The sequence below is a fragment of the Kribbella sp. NPDC050470 genome, from assembly GCF_044458365.1.
GTDB lineage: Bacteria > Actinomycetota > Actinomycetes > Propionibacteriales > Kribbellaceae > Kribbella.
The window spans coordinates 292,655-310,019 of the sequence record NZ_JBITHV010000010.1 but is presented as its reverse complement, the minus strand read 5'-3'; the positions used below and the strand labels follow the sequence as shown (position 1 = coordinate 310,019).

General features: G+C 69.4%; 11 protein-coding genes. 5 read left to right on the top strand and 6 right to left on the bottom strand.

Going from position 1 to position 17,365, the window contains the following annotated elements; translation table 11 throughout:
* Positions 1–45: 45 nt before the first annotated feature.
* From ACIBGM_RS30640 to ACIBGM_RS30620, 5 genes are all read left to right on the top strand, one after another.
* Entirely contained in the window at positions 46–1,461 is a 1,416-nt protein-coding gene (locus ACIBGM_RS30640) for a glycoside hydrolase family 28 protein (RefSeq protein WP_396387490.1), read from the top strand.
* Positions 1,462–1,528: 67 nt separating this feature from the next.
* A complete protein-coding gene (locus tag ACIBGM_RS30635) occupies positions 1,529–2,536 on the top strand; it encodes a LacI family DNA-binding transcriptional regulator (protein ID WP_360536680.1) in 1,008 nt (335 codons plus the stop codon).
* A 67-nt stretch (positions 2,537–2,603) separates the two neighbouring features.
* Positions 2,604–4,625 (top strand): beta-galactosidase, encoded by a 2,022-nt coding sequence (locus tag ACIBGM_RS30630; protein ID WP_396387489.1) that lies wholly within the window; start codon positions 2,604–2,606, stop codon positions 4,623–4,625.
* Positions 4,622–7,741: a glycoside hydrolase family 2 TIM barrel-domain containing protein gene (locus ACIBGM_RS30625; protein ID WP_396387488.1), complete on the top strand. Its 3,120-nt coding sequence runs from the start codon at positions 4,622–4,624 to the stop codon at positions 7,739–7,741. The genes ACIBGM_RS30630 and ACIBGM_RS30625 overlap by 4 nt, the downstream gene beginning before the upstream one ends.
* Before the next feature lie 116 nt (positions 7,742–7,857).
* A complete protein-coding gene (locus ACIBGM_RS30620; protein WP_360536685.1) occupies positions 7,858–8,889 on the top strand; it encodes a methyltransferase domain-containing protein in 1,032 nt (343 codons plus the stop codon).
* On the opposite strand, the gene ACIBGM_RS30615 is transcribed toward ACIBGM_RS30620, so the two are convergent.
* Genes ACIBGM_RS30615 through ACIBGM_RS30590 form a run of 6 tightly spaced genes read right to left on the bottom strand, consistent with a single transcriptional unit; the run spans position 8,882 to position 17,339 of the window.
* Complete coding sequence (locus tag ACIBGM_RS30615; protein WP_360536687.1) at positions 8,882–9,340, bottom strand: HIT family protein; 459 nt, start codon at positions 9,338–9,340, stop codon at positions 8,882–8,884. The two genes, ACIBGM_RS30620 and ACIBGM_RS30615, sit on opposite strands and share 8 nt — an antisense overlap.
* Position 9,341: 1 nt before the next feature.
* The gene (locus ACIBGM_RS30610; protein WP_360536689.1) at positions 9,342–12,086 is read right to left on the bottom strand and encodes a glycosyl hydrolase family 95 catalytic domain-containing protein; all 2,745 of its coding nucleotides are present in this window, start codon (positions 12,084–12,086) and stop codon (positions 9,342–9,344) included.
* A 25-nt stretch (positions 12,087–12,111) separates the two neighbouring features.
* Positions 12,112–12,954 carry an aldo/keto reductase gene (locus ACIBGM_RS30605; protein WP_360536691.1) on the bottom strand — a complete coding sequence of 281 codons (843 nt, stop codon included), beginning with the start codon at positions 12,952–12,954 and terminating at the stop codon, positions 12,112–12,114.
* Positions 12,951–15,389 (bottom strand): glycosyl hydrolase family 95 catalytic domain-containing protein, encoded by a 2,439-nt coding sequence (locus tag ACIBGM_RS30600; protein WP_396387487.1) that lies wholly within the window; start codon positions 15,387–15,389, stop codon positions 12,951–12,953. The genes ACIBGM_RS30605 and ACIBGM_RS30600 overlap by 4 nt, the downstream gene beginning before the upstream one ends.
* Positions 15,390–15,400: 11 nt before the next feature.
* A complete protein-coding gene (locus ACIBGM_RS30595) occupies positions 15,401–16,219 on the bottom strand; it encodes an amidohydrolase family protein (RefSeq protein ID WP_360536695.1) in 819 nt (272 codons plus the stop codon).
* The gene (locus ACIBGM_RS30590) at positions 16,212–17,339 is read right to left on the bottom strand and encodes an FCD domain-containing protein (protein WP_360536697.1); all 1,128 of its coding nucleotides are present in this window, start codon (positions 17,337–17,339) and stop codon (positions 16,212–16,214) included. Before ACIBGM_RS30590 ends, ACIBGM_RS30595 begins: the two co-directional genes overlap by 8 nt.
* Positions 17,340–17,365 lie beyond the last annotated feature (26 nt).

Below are 17,365 nucleotides of genomic sequence, written 5' to 3'. Positions count from 1 at the left end.
GCGTGCAAAGGTTTACCCGTGCAGTCGACCGGAAGGTGCCCGCCCATGCATCACAGCCGTCGTCGCATCCTCGGACTCGGTGTACAGCTCGGTCTCGGTGGGGTCGTTGCCGCAGGCATGAGTTCCCAGCTGCCCGCCGCGGCGACCAGCGACCGCGAGTGGTCGGTGCGGTCCAGGATCCGGCCGCCGCGCTTCCGGGACGCCTGGTTCCCGATCACCGCGTACGGCGCCACGCCGGAGAACGCGACCGCCGGCATCGCCCGGGCGATCCGTGCCTGCCACGACTCCGGCGGCGGCCATGTCGTCGTACCGCCCGGCGTCTGGAACACCGGGGCGATCCAGTTGCTCAGCAAGGTCGACCTGCACCTGAAGGAAGGCGCGACGCTCCGGTTCAGCACCGACCCGGCCGACTATCTGCCGGTAGTCCGTACTCGCTGGCAGGCTGTGGAGGTCTACAACTACTCGTCCCTGATTCGCGCCGAGGGGCAGACCGACATCGCGATCACCGGTCGCGGGACGCTGGACGGAGCCGGCGACAACGAGCACTGGTGGTACTGGATCGGCAGTGGTCAGTACGGGTGGCGGCCCGGCCTGCCGAACCAGCGGGCCGACTGGGGCGAGCTCGAGCGGATGAACAACGAGCAGGTCCCGGTCGACCAGCGTGTCTTCGGCGCCGGTCACTACCTGCGGCCGAGCTTCGTCCAGCCCTTCCGCTGCACGAACGTCCTGATCGAAGGTGTGACCGTGCGGAACTCGCCGATGTGGACGATCCACCCGCTCGAGTGCAGCAACGTGACCGTCCAGGGCGTCACCGTCGACAACCTCGGCCCGAACGGCGACGGCTGCAACCCGGAGTCCTGCACCGACGTGCTGATCCGGGACTGCACCTTCAAGACGCACGACGACTGCATCGCGATCAAGTCCGGGCGGGACGCCGACGGCCGCCGGCTCGGCCTGCCGTCGCGCGGGATCATCGTCGAGGACTGCACCTTCGTCAGCGGAGGCGCCGCGGTCGCGGTCGGCAGCGAGATGAGCGGCGGCGTCGAGGATGTCTGGGTGCAGCGGCTCCACATGCCGCCGGACCCGGCCGCGGACGAGGCATGGATGCAGTGGGTGCTGTGCGTGAAGTCGACCTCGACCCGGGGCGGGTATGTGCGCAACATCAACGTCCACGACGTCGACTCGCAGGCGTGGATGTATCGTCCACTCGAGATCACCTTCAGCTACATGGGAGGTGGCAACCAGTCGCTGTTCCCCGACGTGCGCGACATCCGGTTCGACCGGGTCCGGGTGGCGCGGGCCGAACGGGCATATCGCATGCTGGGAGCAGAGACCCGGCGGATTCGTTCCGTCGCGGTCACCAACAGCCGGTTCGACGTGGTCGCGGCGGAAGCTGTCGTACAGTACGCCGACGACGTGACGATCCGGAACGTGTGGGTCGGAGGAACGCAGGTGGGGTGACGGCGCCCCGCCTGACCAGCGGCTCGGTCGAGCAGCGGCTCGGTCGAGCAGGAGGCGAGAGGCGAGCGTGGCGGAGCGGGTTCGGCTGATCGACGTGGCGCGCGAGGCGGGCACGTCGGTGTCGACGGTGTCCCGGGCGCTGAACGGCTCCGACCTGATCTCACCCGAGGTGGTCGCGCACGTGCGCGCGGTGGCCGGCGAGCTCGGTTACCGCGCCGACAAGCGGGCCCAGGAGTTCAAGCTGGGGCGGCCGCTGACGGTCGGGGTGACCGTGCCGGACCTGGCGAACCCGTTCTTCTCCGAGGTGCTGAAGGGTTTGGCGGCCGCCGCCCGGGCCGGGGGTTACCGGCTGCTGATCGGGGAGAGCAGCGAGGATCCGGCCGAGGAGTTGCGACTCGTCGAGGAGCTCGTGGACCACTCCGGCGCGCTGGTGCTGTGCAGTTCGCGGCTCACGCGGGCCGGTCTGGAGCAGGCGCTCGGGCTGCCGGTGCCGGTCGTGTGCATCAACCGGACGGTCAAGAACGCCGGTGTGGTCGCGATCGACTACCGCGCCGCGAGTCGCCTGCTGCTCGAGCACCTCACCGGTCTAGGCCACCGCCGGGTCTTGTACGTCGGCGGTCCGGCGACGTCCTGGTCGGACGGTGAGCGCCGGCGGACGTTGCGCCGTACGGCGAGATCCCTCGACGTCACGCTGGACGAGATCGAGGGTGGCTGGGCCGGACACCACGGCTACGACGCCGGCCCAACCGTGCTGCGGAGCCGCGCGACCGCCGTGATCACGTTCAACGACCTCGTCGGCGTCGGCCTGCTCAGCTGGTTGCACGACAACGACGTGGAAGTCCCCACCGAGCTCTCGGTCGCCTCCTACGACGACATCCCGATCGCCGCCTATGCTCGCCCGCCCCTCACCTCGCTTCGCAACGACCGCGCCCGGCTGGGCGAGCTCGCGTGGCAGCAACTCTCCGCCCGCCTGTCAGGTGACGACTGGCCGCAACCCGATCTCTTGACGCCGGAGCTGGTGCTCCGCGCGAGCACGGGCCCGGCTCGCCGCCGCGTCCGCATCCGCCCCACCTGAGCCGTGCGCTGAAAACCACGCATGCAAACGATTGCACTGGCATGCAGACCTGGGTTAGCTTCTGTGCATGCTGCCGCCACGGGTTGTGTTGGGGACGGCCTACTATCCGGAGTACCTGCCGCGGGAACTGGGCGATCGGGTCGAGGTCGACCTCGATCTGATGGTCGCGGCCGGGATCACCGCGATCCGGGTTGGGGAGTCGGTGTGGTCGACCTGGGAACCGCGGGACGGGGTGTTCGACCTCGAGTGGGTCCGCCCGGTGCTGGATGGGGCGGCGGCCCGGGGGATCGGGGTCGTGCTCGGGACGCCGACGTACGCCGTGCCGCCCTGGTTGCAGCGGGTGCATCCGGAGATCGCCGCTGAGCGTCGTACCGGCGAGCGGGTGCCGTGGGGCGTGCGGCAGGAGGTGGACTACCACCAGCCGGCGTTCCTGTTCCACGCGGAGCGGGTGATCCGGCGGATCGTCGAGCACCACCGCGACCATCCGGCGATCATCGGCTACCAGGTCGACAACGAGCCGGGTCTGCTGCTTCCGCACAACGAGAGCACGTTCCAGGCCTTCGTCGCCCACCTGCAGGAGAAGTACGGCGATGTCGACACGCTCAACGAGGCCTGGGGCCTGACGTACTGGTCGCATCGACTGAGCGACTGGTCCGAGCTGTGGCGGCCGGACGGCAACAGCACCCCGTCGTACGACCTGGCCTGGCGCCGCTTTCAGGCTGCGCGGACGACTGACTTCATCGGCTGGCAGGCCGACCTCGTCCGCGAGCTTCGCCGCGGCGACCAGTTCGTGACGACGTGCCTGGCCTACGACCGCGCCGCCGTTGCCGACGTGGACCTGAGCTCCCGGATGGATGTTGCGGCGGGCAACCTTTACGTGCACGTCCAGGACGGGCTCGAACGGCCGGCCCGGCCGCCGCGGTTCGAGGTCGGCTGGATCGGGCGCAGCGTCGCCGAGCTCTACCTCGCGGCGGACCGCGTCTACGGCTCCCGCGGCGAGCCGTTCCTGATCACCGAGACCAACGCGACCTCGATCGGCGGCTCCCAGCTGAACCATCCGCCGTACGACGGCCAGCTCCGGCAACTCGCCTGGGCGATGGTGGCCCGCGGCGCCCGGATGGTGCAGTACTGGCACTGGCACTCGATCCACCACGGCGCGGAAACCTTCTGGGGCGGCATCCTCGGCCACAGCCTGCAGCCGGGACGCGTGTACGACGAGATCGCGGCGATCGGAGCCGAGTTGGCCGAGGTCGGCTCGTCGGTGGTCGACCTGCGACCAGATGTCGACGTGGCGATCGTGTGGTCGACGGACAGCGACTGGGCGTTGCAGTGCCAGCCGCCGCTGGCGCATCCGGGTGGGGTGCCGGACAAGTCGTCGTACCGGACTATCGTGACGGCCTTCTACACCGGCGTACTCGATGCTGGGCTGCGGCCGGGCGTGCTGCCCGTGGAGCGCCTTGGGGACGACCCGGTTGAGCTGGCGTCTCGGGTGCCGGTGCTGGTTGTTGCTGCTCTGTACATCGCGTCCGATGCTCAACTGGACTTGCTAGTTGCGTATGCGCGGGCCGGCGGTCATCTGGTCGTGGGGCCGCGGACGGGGTATGCGGATCCGGAGGCGCGAGTGCGGGCGGAGGTGGCGCCGGGACGACTGCGTGAGGCGGCTGGGGTGCATTACCTCGAGTACGAGAACCTGCTCGACGACCTCGCTGTGACCGGGCTTGACGGGCACGCGACTCGGTGGGCCGAGCGGTTGATCGTGGACGACGCCGAGGTGCTGGCGTCGTTCGAGCATCCCGGCGGCGGGCAGCGGCCGGTGGTGACCAGCAGGTCGTTCGGTGACGGACGGGTGACTGTGGTCGGCACGGTTCCTGATCACGCGTTGGCTCGTGCTGTGTTCAAGCGGGTGGCCGAGCCAGTGTGGCCGGGGCTGCCGGAGTCGGTGACTGCCTTGTCGGCGGTGAATCCGGCGGGCGAGCGGCTGTGGTTCGTGCACAACTGGTCCGGCTCAGCTGTGTGCGTTGAGGTGGCCGGGGATCGGTTCGAGTTGGCGGCGCGTGGTGTGCGCGTGGTGCGGGAGGAGCTGGCATGACGGCGTACTGGTCGGATTTGCGGCCGGGGACCGGGATGCGTGCGCCGCGGGCGTGGTTGCGGTCGTCCCGTCCACGGCTGAGTCTCAACGGTCTTTGGCAGTTCAGGTTCTCGACGGATCCGGCCGCGGACTTCGTGGACGACGGTTGGGACGAGGTCGAGGTGCCGGGGCACTGGGTGCTGCAGGGGTACGACCGGCCGCGGTACACGAACACCGCGTTCCCGTTCCCGATCGACCCGCCGCGGACGCCGGACGTCAATCCGACCGGCGACTACCGCCGTACCTTCGAGCTGCCGGAGGGGTGGGCTGGCGGCGTTCTGCGGTTCGAGGGTGTGGACTCGTGCTTCAAGGTGTGGGTGAACGGCGTCGAGGTCGGGACGGCGAAGGGGAGCCGGTTGCCGAGTGAGTTCGACGTCGGCGTCGTACTGCGTCCGGGCCGGAACGAGCTGTCGGTGCGGGTGCACCAATGGTCGTCGGGGAGTTACCTCGAGGACCAGGACATGTGGTGGTTGCCGGGCATCTTCCGGGATGTGACGTTGCTGGCCGAGCCGGTGGTCGAGGACGTGTTCCTGCATGCGGACTACGACCATGTGACCGGTGCGGGGACGTTGCGGGTGGACGTCGATCCGCCGACTGCGCGGGTCCTCGTGCCTGAGCTCGGGCTGGACCTGGCGTCGGGCGAGACGGTGAGTGTCCCGAGCGTGGAGCCGTGGTCGGCCGAGGTGCCGCGGTTGTACGACGCTCAGGTCGTGGCCGGCGGGGAGGTGGTCGACGTACGGATCGGCTTCCGGACGGTCGCTCTCGTCGACGGGCTGCTGACCGTGAACGGGCGGCCGCTGTTCTTCCGCGGTGTGAACCGGCACGAGCACGACCCGCGCCGGGGCCGGGCCGTCAGCTTGGAGACGATGCGGCAGGACCTGGTGCTGATGAAGCAGCACAACATCAATGCGGTCCGTACGGCGCACTACCCGCCGCACCCGGCGTTCCTCGACCTGTGCGACGAGCTCGGGCTGTGGGTGATCGACGAGTGCGACATCGAGACGCACGGGTTCATCTACACCGACTGGCGCGGGAACCCCGCCGACGACCCGGACTGGGCGCCGATGATGCTGGACCGGATGCGCCGGATGGTCGAGCGGGACAAGAACCATCCGAGCGTCGTCATCTGGTCGCTCGCCAACGAGAGCCACCGCGGGCGCAACTTCGGCGCACTGGCGGAGTGGACCCGGGAGCGTGATCCGAGTCGGGCGCTGTTCTACGAGCGGGACCGCAGCTACGAGTTCTCCGACTTCTACAGCTTGATGTACACGTCGCTGGACGAGCTGGAGCGGATCGGGACCCGGACCGAGGATGTGGTGGTTGACGAGCCTGCGTTGGAGGAGCGGCGGCGGGGGTTGCCGTTCATCCTCGCCGAGTACGCACACGCGATGGGCAACGGGCCCGGCGGGCTGGCGGACTACCAACGGATGCTGGAACGGTATCCGCGGCTGCAGGGCGGCTTCGTCTGGGAGTGGATCGACCACGGCCTACTGTTGCCAGGCGCAACGGACTACGTGTACGGCGGTGACTTCGGCGAACGCGTCCACGGCTCGAACTTCTGCATCGACGGACTCCTCTTCCCCGACCGGACGCCGTCGCCGGGGTTGCTCGAGTACAAGAAGACGATCGAGCCGGTCAACATCACTCTTGCCGACAACTTGATTGTCAACAATCGCCAGACCTTCGGGACGCTGGACCACCTGGAGTTCCTGTGGACGGAGGAGGTCGACGGGATCGAGGTGCGCTCCGGTCGCCTGCAGGTGCTGACCGTCGCGGCAGGAGCCACGGTGGAGGTGTCGTCACCAGTGGGCGGGGTCGCCCCTCCGGTCGGCGGGCTCACGCCGGTGGGGGCCAGGGCTGCGGCGGGGGAGGTGTCGCCGGTGGCGGCTGGGGGTGCGGTGGTTGCGGGGGATCGGCTTGAGCTCACCTCAGCTGCTGGTGAGCGGTGGTTGACGGTTCGGGCGGTGCTCGCGAAGGACGAGCCGTGGGCTGCTGCCGGGCACGAGGTTGCGTGGGCGCAGTTCCGGTTGCCGTGTGCAGCGGGGCAGTCGGTGGCTGACGTGCAGTCAGGTGTGCCGGTCGGGGATCCGGCGGCCGAACTCCAGCCGGGTGAGCCGGTCAAGGACCGAGCGGCGGCTGAGGTGCAGTCGGGGGTGTCGGTTGGGGATCTGCCGGCGGAACAGGTGCCGGTTGGGCGGGTGGGGGAGCGGGTTGTGGTTGGGGGTGGGGAGTTTGATCGGCGGTCCGGGCGGCTGGTGCGGTTGTTCGGGGTGCCGGTTGAGGGGCCGCGCCTCGACTTGTGGCGGGCGCCGACGGATAACGACAGCGGGCAGGGTGGGAACAACGCTGTGGTGACCGAGTGGCGGGCGGCCGGGTTGGATCGGCTGGAGCATCGGGTGGATCAGGTCGAGGTGGGGGAGCGGGAACTCGTCGTGCACACGAGGGTTGCGCCTGACGGGCTTGGGCTTGGGGTGCGGGCGACGTACCGGTGGACGGCTACAACCGACGGGCTGCAGTTGAGGGTGGACGTGAAGCCTGAGGGCGAGTGGGAGGGTACGGCGATCACGCCGCGGTGTGGGAGTTGGCCGCGGGTCGGTGTGCGGATGACGATGCCGGGGAGCATCGGGAACGTGAGGTGGTTCGGCGGCGGGCCGGGTGAGGCGTACGCCGACAGTCGTACGGCGGCCCGGGTCGGGCGGTACGAGTGCACGGTCGACGAGTTCCAGACGCCGTACGTCGTACCGCAGGAGAACGGGTCGCGGACCGACGTCCGCTGGGCGGAGCTGACCGATGCCGAGGGCAACGGGTTGCGCGTCGAAGGCGCGCCGCACTTCCAGCTGACGGCTCGCCGGTGGACGACCGAGGACCTGGAACGCGCCCGGCATCGCGCCGACCTCGTCCCGCGCGACCGCGTGTACCTCAACCTGGACCTGGCCCAGAACGGGCTCGGCAGCGCGTCCTGCGGTCCGCCCGCGACACCTCAGCACACGCTGGAGGTTGCCGAGTACAGCTTCACGCTGACCTTCCGGGAATTCGGTGGGCAGGGCGGGACGGCTGTGCCATCATCGGCGCCATGAGCATGTTCTACCTCGTGGGCTAGCCTCCCGCTGGCCCTTGCGCGGCTCTGCCCGAGGCCGGCGATGCGGGAGCAGCTCAGCCGAGCGCTCCCGACCGCTGACCGGGAGACCCCACCATGTGCTCTGCGCGCCTCGGCGCGGCAGAGTCGATCACCCGAGCCCTCAGCCTCGGCAACCAACCGCTGGTGCTGGTGCGCACTGTCACCGGCTTGGAACGCCTGGCCGCCGCCGAGCTGACCGAGGCCCGGCACCGCGTGATCGACCTGTCCAAACGACAACTCATCGTCGAACCCACCGCCGCAACCATCGTCACCACCCCGCCCCGCCTGGCCGACGACCTCTTTCTGATCCAGGCCGCCGTACCTGACCCAGGGCGGGTCAGGCCGGCCCTCACCGCCGCCATGCGCGGTGTCCGTCTACAACCTTGCTCCGGCGACTTTGCGGTAAGCGCGTCCTTTGCCGGCCAACGCAACTTCACCAGGTACGACGTCGAAGACCTCGTCGGCGACTTGCTACACGAGCTGTCCGGCGGCACGTATCACTCCCGCCGCACCGGCATTCCGCCCGCCGACCGCACCGACTGGCGAGTGGTCCTCGACGGTACGACGATGTGGGTCGGCGTCCGACCGTTCGACGTACCTCTGCATCGGCGTGCCTGGCGCCGGCAGACGGTGACCGGCAGCCTGCACCCACCGGTCGCCGCCGCGATGGCGAGGCTCGCTCGGATCGGACCTGGTCATCGGGTGCTGGATCCATTCTGCGGCGCGGGCACTCTGCTCCTCGAGGCGCACGCGATCATGCCGGAAGCGACGTACCTGGGCTCTGATCGCAAGCCGGCTGCGATCGCGGCTGCCCGGCAGAATAGCCAAGGCTCGATCCAGTTGCGGACCGCCGACGCAGGAGACCTCCGTCAGACCGTCGACCGGATCATCACCAACCCGCCCTGGGACGTCCGCGTTGCCATCGGCAACCTCACGCCGTACCTGCGCCAATGGCGCCGGACCCACGCCGCCCGCGTCGTCACGATCCTCAACCCCGACCAGTCCACAAAGCTGATCGGGGATGCCGCCTGGCGAGTCCTCGACGTGTACGACGTCGCAATCGCCGGGCAGCACCCCCGAATCCTCGTAGCCGAACCCACTACCTGAAGAACTCCCTCAACCGCCGCACATACGGAGCCCGCTCCGCAGCAGTTGCGGGCTCCGCCAGGTGCCGTGTGCCGTACAACTCATCCCCGACATACCGCGGAAATACATGCACGTGATAGTGCCAAGCATCCTGATACCCAGCCGGCTCGTTGTGCTGCCGAGTGGAGACACCTGCACAGTCGTACGTGTGCCGGATAGCAACCGCCACCTCCCGCACAAGGTCATGCACAGCATGCCCGTACTCCGCCGGAAGGTCATACAGGTTCTCGTGATGCCCAGTCGGCACCACCAGCACATGCCCGCGGTTGTTCGGCCACCACCGGGATGCGACGAATGCGAGCGCCCGGTCGGTGCGCAGTACGACGTCGTGCTGCTTGGTCAGATCGTCTTCGCCGCCCGCCGCCAGCAGGCAGAACGGGCAGTTGTAGTTGTCGGGTTCGTGGTTGAACATTTCAGCGGGGGGTTACGAAGGTGATGTAGCTGGAGTTGCCCTTGCCTTCGATGCCTGAGTTGGCGCCTAGGGCGAGTTGGCCGGCTGGGACGTCGCGTTTGAAGAGGAGTAGGCGCTGGTCTGTGGTGCCGACGGTTTCTCCGGTGCGGGTGAAACTGCTGAGCCAGGACGGCCACCAGTCGTTCTCGCCGCGTGGGTCGTAGGCGACGTAGACCGTGGCCGGTCCGGTCAGGTCGAGCGTGATGTAGTCGGCCGGACCGGTGGCCTTGGAGTCGTCGTTGGAGCCCGGGACCATCGCCTGGCCGGTCAGCTGCGCCGGCAGGTCGGTGATCTTGTAGCTGCGATCGACGTAGATCTCCGCGCCCGGCTGCGCCTTCACGAGGTTCGACAGCTTGTCCGGCTTCCGCACGCTGACCAGATCACTCAACATCGGCGGCTCACTGGCAGGTACGCCGAGCATCCGCGTGCCAACCGTCTTCACGGCCGACGCCGGCTGCCCGGTGAGCGGCTCGTGCTTGAACGAAGACAGCGGTACGGCGACCCGCTCGACCACGTACGAGTGGTTCGCCTGCACATCCACCGTGACGATCTCGTCCGACGTAGCGCCGACCACAGTCCGCCCGTGGGAGTCGATCACCCGCAGCTCTTGACCCGGCCACGGGTTCCGGACGCGCAGCGACTCGCGATTGCCGGCCTGGATGCCGACCAGACTCACCACGCCGTCCTTGACCTCAGTGCTGATCCGGTGACCGCCCTCGATCTGCACCGACCCAGCCACGTCCCAGTCGCCCGGCCAGGCCGGGGCGACGTGCACGACACCGTCATACGACTGGACCAGAGCCTCCTGCAGGCCGGTCGTCAGCACGCCGCCCCACTCGTTGTAGAAGCTCTGCTGGCGGACGGGTTCGCGGCCGGTCCGGTGCACGGTGAAGCCGTTCGGGAAGATCTGGAAGTCCTGGATCCCCTTCAGCATCAGCCGCTTCACCTCGTCGGCCAGGCCGAGACGGGCGGCCCAGGTGGTGTCCATACCCCAGTCCTTGTCCTGCGGGTAGACGCGTTGCCGGTACGTCGCCTGCATCAGCTCGGAGGTCTCGTCGAAAAGGCCCCACGGCCACAGCACCTCCATCTCCGGGTTCTGCGTGTTGTGGGCCTCCTCGTCGGTGCCGGACCACGCCAGCACCTCCTCACCACCCCGCTGCACAGTCCGGAACGGCGGCAGCTTCGCCGCCGCGGCACGCAACTGCCCAGCGAACGCGGTGTCGCCACGCGACTGGGCGAGGTCCGCGACGATCGGGAAGATCACCCGCATCGCGGCGAGGTCGGGCGCCGGGTCGTTGGTGTCCCACTGCACCTCGAGCGCGTTGACATGTTCCAGGTGCAGGTATCCGTCGTCGCCCGGCGTCAGCGCGGCCAGGTGGAACTCCGCGATCTCCTTGATCAACGGGTACGCGCGATCCAGCAGTGCCTTGTCGCCGGTGTAGCGGTACTGCCACCAGATGTTGTTCACCAACTCCGGTCCGCTGCTCAGGATGCGCTTCACCCAACCAGGCTCCGACATGTTGTCGCAGCCGTCGCCGGTTCCGTCGTACCGCAGGAACTCCGGCACGCACGTGCCCTGCGCGTTGAACCAGTGGTCGTGCGTCCACTTCCGCATCAGCGCGGCGCGGTCAAGGTAGAAGCGGAAGTACGGCGCGTTGAACTCGCCGATGCCCGCGCCCAGGTTGGACGAGATCAGCATCCGCAGGTTGAAGTGCCAGTACGAGTCCTGCGCCCAGTCGGCCTGGTCCTTGGCCGACGAGAACATCCGTACGACGGCGCCGTGCGTACTCGGCACCGGCGAACGCATCGACGCGGCCATCGTGTAGAGCTGCAAGGTCCGCAGGTTCTCGACGTACTCGCCGGTGCCGTCGGACGACGTGATCCGCAGCGGCGCGGCCTTCGCCCAGAACGCGTGCCACCAGTCGAGGTGATTGCTATGGCTCTCGGTGACCGCACGACCCGCGGCCGTTGCGACGTCACCACCCTTGTACGACGGTACGCCGACAACCAGCCGGAACGAGCCGTCCGCGTTGGGGCGGAAGGTGACCCGGACGGTCAGCGGGTCGACCACGGACGCCGAGACGTCGCGGGCACGAGCGGTCAACGCGGCGACCGCGCCGGTGAGGCTGCCCGAGGCTTCGTCGTGGAAGGTCTCGGCCAGTGCAGCAACTGCGCCGCTCGCGGTGGCGGTCGGCGTCCGGCCCTCCCAGAGTTTGAGGTCCGCGGTCTGGGTCTTCGCGGGGTCGGCGCCGGTGACCTCGAGGACGAACTGGTCGGCGTCGGCGCGGACGTACGAACGCGCCGACATGCCGCCACCACGTTGCACGAGCTGGCCGTCGTACATCGCGAGCCGGCCGGTGTAGTCGGCGGCGCGCATCAGGGGTTGGAGGCCGGGTACGACGAGGCGCCCGGCGGACTTGAGTTGCGGGAAGGTGTCGACGCGGTTGAGCTGGGCACTGAAGCCCTTCTCGGCCCAGACACCGGCGCCGAGGACGCCGTTTCCGAGCGGCATCGCCTGGTACGCGCGCCAGGCCGGGCCCTCCTGGACCAGGTCCGACCGCGAGACGAGGCCGGCCGGGTCGGTGCGGAGGGCGCCGTCACGCCACGCGGTGGTGGGCTGGTCGACGGTCTGGCCGACGGCGGCCGGGATCGAACTGGTGCCGACGGCAAGTAAGGTTGCGAGTAGGGGCAGGGTCAGTCGAAGCATCTGGTGAGCCTTTCGGGGCGGTGTACTACTGGAGAGCCGTCCAGAGTTCGGCAGGCAGTGGGTGCCGCCAGAGCGCGGCGTTCTCGCGGACCTCGGCCGCAGTGGCGCAGCCGATCAGGACTGTGGTCACGGCGGGATGGGTTGTGGGGAAGCGCATCGCGGCCGCTTTCAGTGGGACGTCGTACGACGCACACACCTTGGCCAGCCGCTCGACGCTGGTCACGATGTCCGGCGCGGCCGGGCGGTAGTCGTAGGTGGAGCCGTCGGCGAGGATGCCGGAGTTGAACACCCCTGCGGCGATCACCGCGACGCCACGCTCGGCGGCCGCGGTCAGCAGGTCGTCGGCGGCGGACCGGTCGAGCAGTGTGTACCGGCCGGCGATCAGCACGACGTCGATCTCGGTCTCCCGGACGAACCGCGCCGGGATCGCCGGACTGTTCATCCCGATCCCGATCGCACCGATCACGCCTTGTCGCCGAAGCTCGTCCAGCACCGGATACGCCTCGTTCAGTGCCTGCTCGACGTGATCGTCCGGGTCATGCAGATGCACCACATCAACCCGATCCAACCCCAGCCGCGCGAGACTCTCCGCAACCGAAGCTTTGATCCCGTCCGCACTGAAGTCGTACTCGACTCGATCGCCGACCACCCGCCGCCCAGCCTTGGTGGACACCCGGAACGACTCCCGATCCACCCAACGCAAGGCATTCCCAAGCCGCCGCTCAGCAGCCCCAGCCCCATACAACGGAGCCGTGTCGAAGTAGCCGATCCCAGCAGCCAACGCCTCCTCAACAGCTTCCTGCGCGGACGCCGGATCAACCGTGGCGAGGGGTGCGGTGCCCAGCCCCAGAGGGCCGAGCATCCTCATGGGCGGGGCTCGATGGAGTAGGTGACTCCTTGGCGGGTGCGGAATTCTACGACGCCTGGTTCGGGGCGGGCGAAGGCTACGGGGCCTTCGGTGGAGTTGACGTCTACGGTGAGGCCGGTGCGGAGGCGGAGGCGGTTGCCGAGGAGGGAGTGGATGCGGGCTCGGGTCAGCTTGCCGTCGGTCCAGGTGAGGTCCAGGTCGAAGCCGCCTCGGGAGCGGAGGCCGCGGATCTGGCCGGTGGGGAAGGCAGCCGGGAGGCAGGGGAGGAGGGCTACTTCGCCGGAGTGGCTTTGCATGAGCATCTCGGTGATGCCGGAGACGCCGCCGAAGTTGCCGTCGATCTGGAAGGGCGGGTGCAGGTCGAACAGGTTCGGGGCGGTGCGGCCGGGAGCGAGCAACTGGGTCAGGTGCTTGTAGGCGTTGTCCGGCTCGAGCAGCCGTGCCCGCATGTTGAGCTTCCAGGCGAGCGACCACCCGGCCGTCACCGCCGGCCCGCGGAGCTCCAGCGACTTGCGTGCCGCGTTGGCGAGTTCCGGCGTACGGCGCGGGGTGATCTGGTCGCTCGGGAACAGCGCCCACAGGTGCGACACGTGACGGCTCGTCTCCAGCGCGGCCTCCTCCCAGTCGATCAGCCACTCCTGGATCTGGCCGAGGTACCCGACCTGGATCGGCGCCAGCCGCGACCGCGCCTCCGCGACCTGCGCGGCCATTCCCGCGTCCTTGCCCAGCAGCGCAGCCGCCTGCCCGAACACCTTGAACAGATCGTGCAGGATCTCGCTGTCCATCGTCGGACCCGCGCAGATGCTGACACCCTCGTTGTCGTAGTCGTGGTGCTTCAGCTCGGGCGAGTGCGACGGGCTGGTCACCAGATAGCCCGTCGGCCCGTCCGTCTGCAGCTGGTCGAGGAAGAACTCCACCGACCCGCGCAGCACCGGGTAGTACTTCCGCAGCATCTCCAGATCGCCGGTGTACTCGTACCGCTCCCAGAACAGCAGCGCCAGCCAGGCCCCACCGGTCGGCCACACCCCGTAGTACGCGAAGTCCACGGGAGCAGTCCCGCGCCAACCATCCGTGTTGTGGTGCGCGACCCACCCGGGAGCGTCGTACATCACCTCTGCGGTCCGCGCACCGGACTCGGCCAGCTCGGCGATCATCTGGAACAGCGGGTCCCAGCACTCCGCGAGGTTCGCCGGACCGGCCGGCCAGTAGTTCATCTCGCAGTTGATGTTCAGCGTGAACTTCGACTGCCACTCCGGCAGCATCTTGTAGCTCCAGATGCCCTGCAGGTTGGCCGGCTGACCCGGGCTGCGCGAGCTGGAGATGAGCAGGTAGCGCCCGAACTGGTAGTACAGCGCGGCGAGCTGTGGGTCACCGCCGTTCCGGAACGCGACCACCCGCTGGTCCGTCGGCAGCGCGATCGAGTCCGACGTCCCGAGATCGATGTCGAGCCGCCCGAACAGCCGTCGGTAGTCCTCGACGTGCGCTTTCCGCAACAGCCCGTACGGCGGCCGCGCAGCAGGCAAACGCTCCGACGCCCGAGCCACCTGGTCGGCGCTCACGTCGAGGTAGTTGCGGTAGCTCGACCCGATCGACAGCACCAGCGTCACCGCGTCCGCGCCGGCGACCGTGAGCTTGCCATCGGCAACCTTCGTCGACCCGCCCTCGGCGAACGCCCGGACGAGTGCGCAGAACTTCACCGACCCCTTCAGGCCCTCGGCGTCGCCGCTGATCCCATTGAGCGCCAGCGTCCGGTCGTCGTACCGGTCGACTGTCGCCGCCTGCGGTGTCGTGTAGGTCGCGTCGACGGAGATCGCGCCGCCCCGGTCGGCGGTCAGCCGCATCACCAGCACCTGCGCCGGGTGGCTGACGAACACCTCCCGCGAGTAGCGGACCCCGTCCGCGACGTAGCTCACCGAGGTGGTCGCCGTGGTCAGGTCCAGCTCCCGCCGGTACGACCTGACCGCGGACGCGGTCATGCCGGGGAACGTCAGCATCAGGTCGCCGACCGGCTGGTACTGCATCTGCTCGGTCGGGCGGCCCATGAACTTCTCGTCGGCAAGCATCTGCGCGGCGAGGTAGTCCTCCTCGGCGATCAGCCGCCGGATCTCCGGGAGTGCCTCGCGGCCGGCCGGGTCGTCGTACTGGTGTGGTCCACCGGCCCAGATCGAGTCCTCGTTGAGCTGGAGCTGCTCGGTCGCGGTCCCGCCGTACACCATCGCGCCGAGCCGGCCGTTGCCGACGGCAAGCGCCTGCAGCCACTCGGTGGCGGGTTGGTTGTACCAGAGCTTCAGCGGGTTGGTGTCGCTGCCGACCTGCAGGTCAGCGGCTTCGGTGGCGGTCGCGGTCAGGGGATCGGCGAGGCTGCCGGCGACGACGGCGGTGCCGGCCGCGGCGCCGGCGGTCCGCAGGACCTGGCGTCGGGTGTACTCGGTCATGGGGCGGTCTCCTAGAGGCGGTAGGTGCGCTCGGCGGCGCCGCGGAACACGTCGTTGTGCGCGGCCGCCGGCAGCAGTTCAGCGGTACGGCGGAGGACCTCGGCGCGCGTGCTCGAGAGCGTGCACACGGGCCAGTCGGAGCCGAACATCAACCGCTCGCTGCCGAACAGCTCGAGGGCGGCGGCGACGAGTTCGGCGAGGTTCCCGGTCGGAAGGTGGGCGGTGCCGGACAGCTTGACGGTGACGTTCGGGTGGTCGGCGAGGGCCTTCATGCCGGTCGACCAGTCGGCGGTGACCCCGGTCGGGTTGCCGAGGTGATCGAGGACGACGCGGGCGCCGGGTACGGCGTCGGCGAGTCGAGCGGCACCGGTGAGGGCGGATGGGCGGAGGAGCAGGTCGACGGCGAGGCCGGCCTCGGTGGCGGCCCGGACGCCGCGGACGAACGCTGGGGCCGTGAACGCGTCCGGGTCGGTCTGGTCGGCGGGTGGGCAGCGGATGCCGAGGAGCAACGGGTCGTCGGGGAACGAGGTGGTGCGGTGGAGGTCGAACCAGCCGACGACGCCGAGGACGGAGGGTGTGGTCGCGGCGAGGTCGAGAAGGTCGGTGACTTCGAGCGGGTCGGCGTCGGCCTGGACGAGGATGGTGTCCGGCGAGCCGTCGGCGGCTTCACAGAAGTCGTCGAGGGAGAAGTCCCGGCGGAGGGGATGGCCGGCGGGAAGCCAGGGGAGTGAGCGACGCGAGGTGTCCCACACGTGGACGTGGGCATCGAGGTGAGCGAGGTGATCCGGGGCGGCGGGGGCCGGTGGGCGGGGGTCCGGCGAATCAGTCATGGCGGCTCGCGGGTCTGGTGATCGAGCTCTCGCCGCGGGCGTGGGCCGAGAACAGGCGGGCCGCGTCCTCGGGGTCGGTGCCGGCCAGCGCCTCGATCAGATCGAGGTGGCGGCGCGCCATCAGGCCCCAGTCGCCGGCGTACATCGCGTTCGAGACGACCTGCAGGTTCCACAGCGCCGGCTCGAGCGTGCGCCACACCTTGAGCAGCATCGAGTTGCCGCTGGTCGCGAGCACCTGCCGGTGGAACCGCAGGTCGGCCTCGCGGAAGGCGCCGATGTCGTGGTGGTCGGCCGCGTCGGTCATCCGCTGCACCTCGATCCGCAGCAGGTCCAGTTCCTCCGCCGGGACGTTGCCGGTGGCGCGCCGGGCCGCCGCGGTCTCGAGCAGCACCCGGACCTCACGCGCCTCACGGGCCTCGACCTGGGAGATCTCGGTGACGAAGTTGCCCAGCCGCGGCCGGTACGTCACCAGTCCCTCGTGGGCCAGCCGGCGTACCGCTTCCCGGGCCGGGGTCTGGCTGGTGCCGAGGACGCGGGCGATCTCGGACTCGACCACCCGCATCCCGGGCGCCAGCTCACCGGACAGTATCCAGCCGCGGATCGCCTCGTAGACGCGGTCCGAGAGCAACTCGGTGTCCGTCGACGGCGGGGGAGCCGGTTGCGTCGAACGCAACGCGAGACCGCTGCCGGTGCGGTGCCGGTGGATCTCCTCGCGCCGCCGGCGCGCGACGGTGGACTGCGACACTCCGTGAGCGGCCGCGACCTCACGGGTCGACAGCGGGCTCGCCACCGGGTGTCCGGAATCGGCCATCGATCCGGCGCCGATCGCGCCGAGCCGGACCCGGTCGACCATCCGCGGCCGGCCGCTGCGCATCCCGTCGTCCAGGCCGGCCATCCCCATCCGCAGGAACCGGCGCCGCCACTTGCCGACCGTGCCGGGGGTGACCGCGAGCAGGTCCGCGACGTCCTTGTTCGACTGCCCCTCGGCGCAGGCGAGCACGATCCGGGCCCGCAACCGCATCGCCGGGGTGCTGCCGTTCCCGGCGGTGAGGTGGGTGAGCGCAGCGCGCTCGGCCGCGGACAGCGTCAGCGGCGACTTGGGACGTCCGGCATCGGGCATGGCTGCATGGTGGCCCCGATGACAAC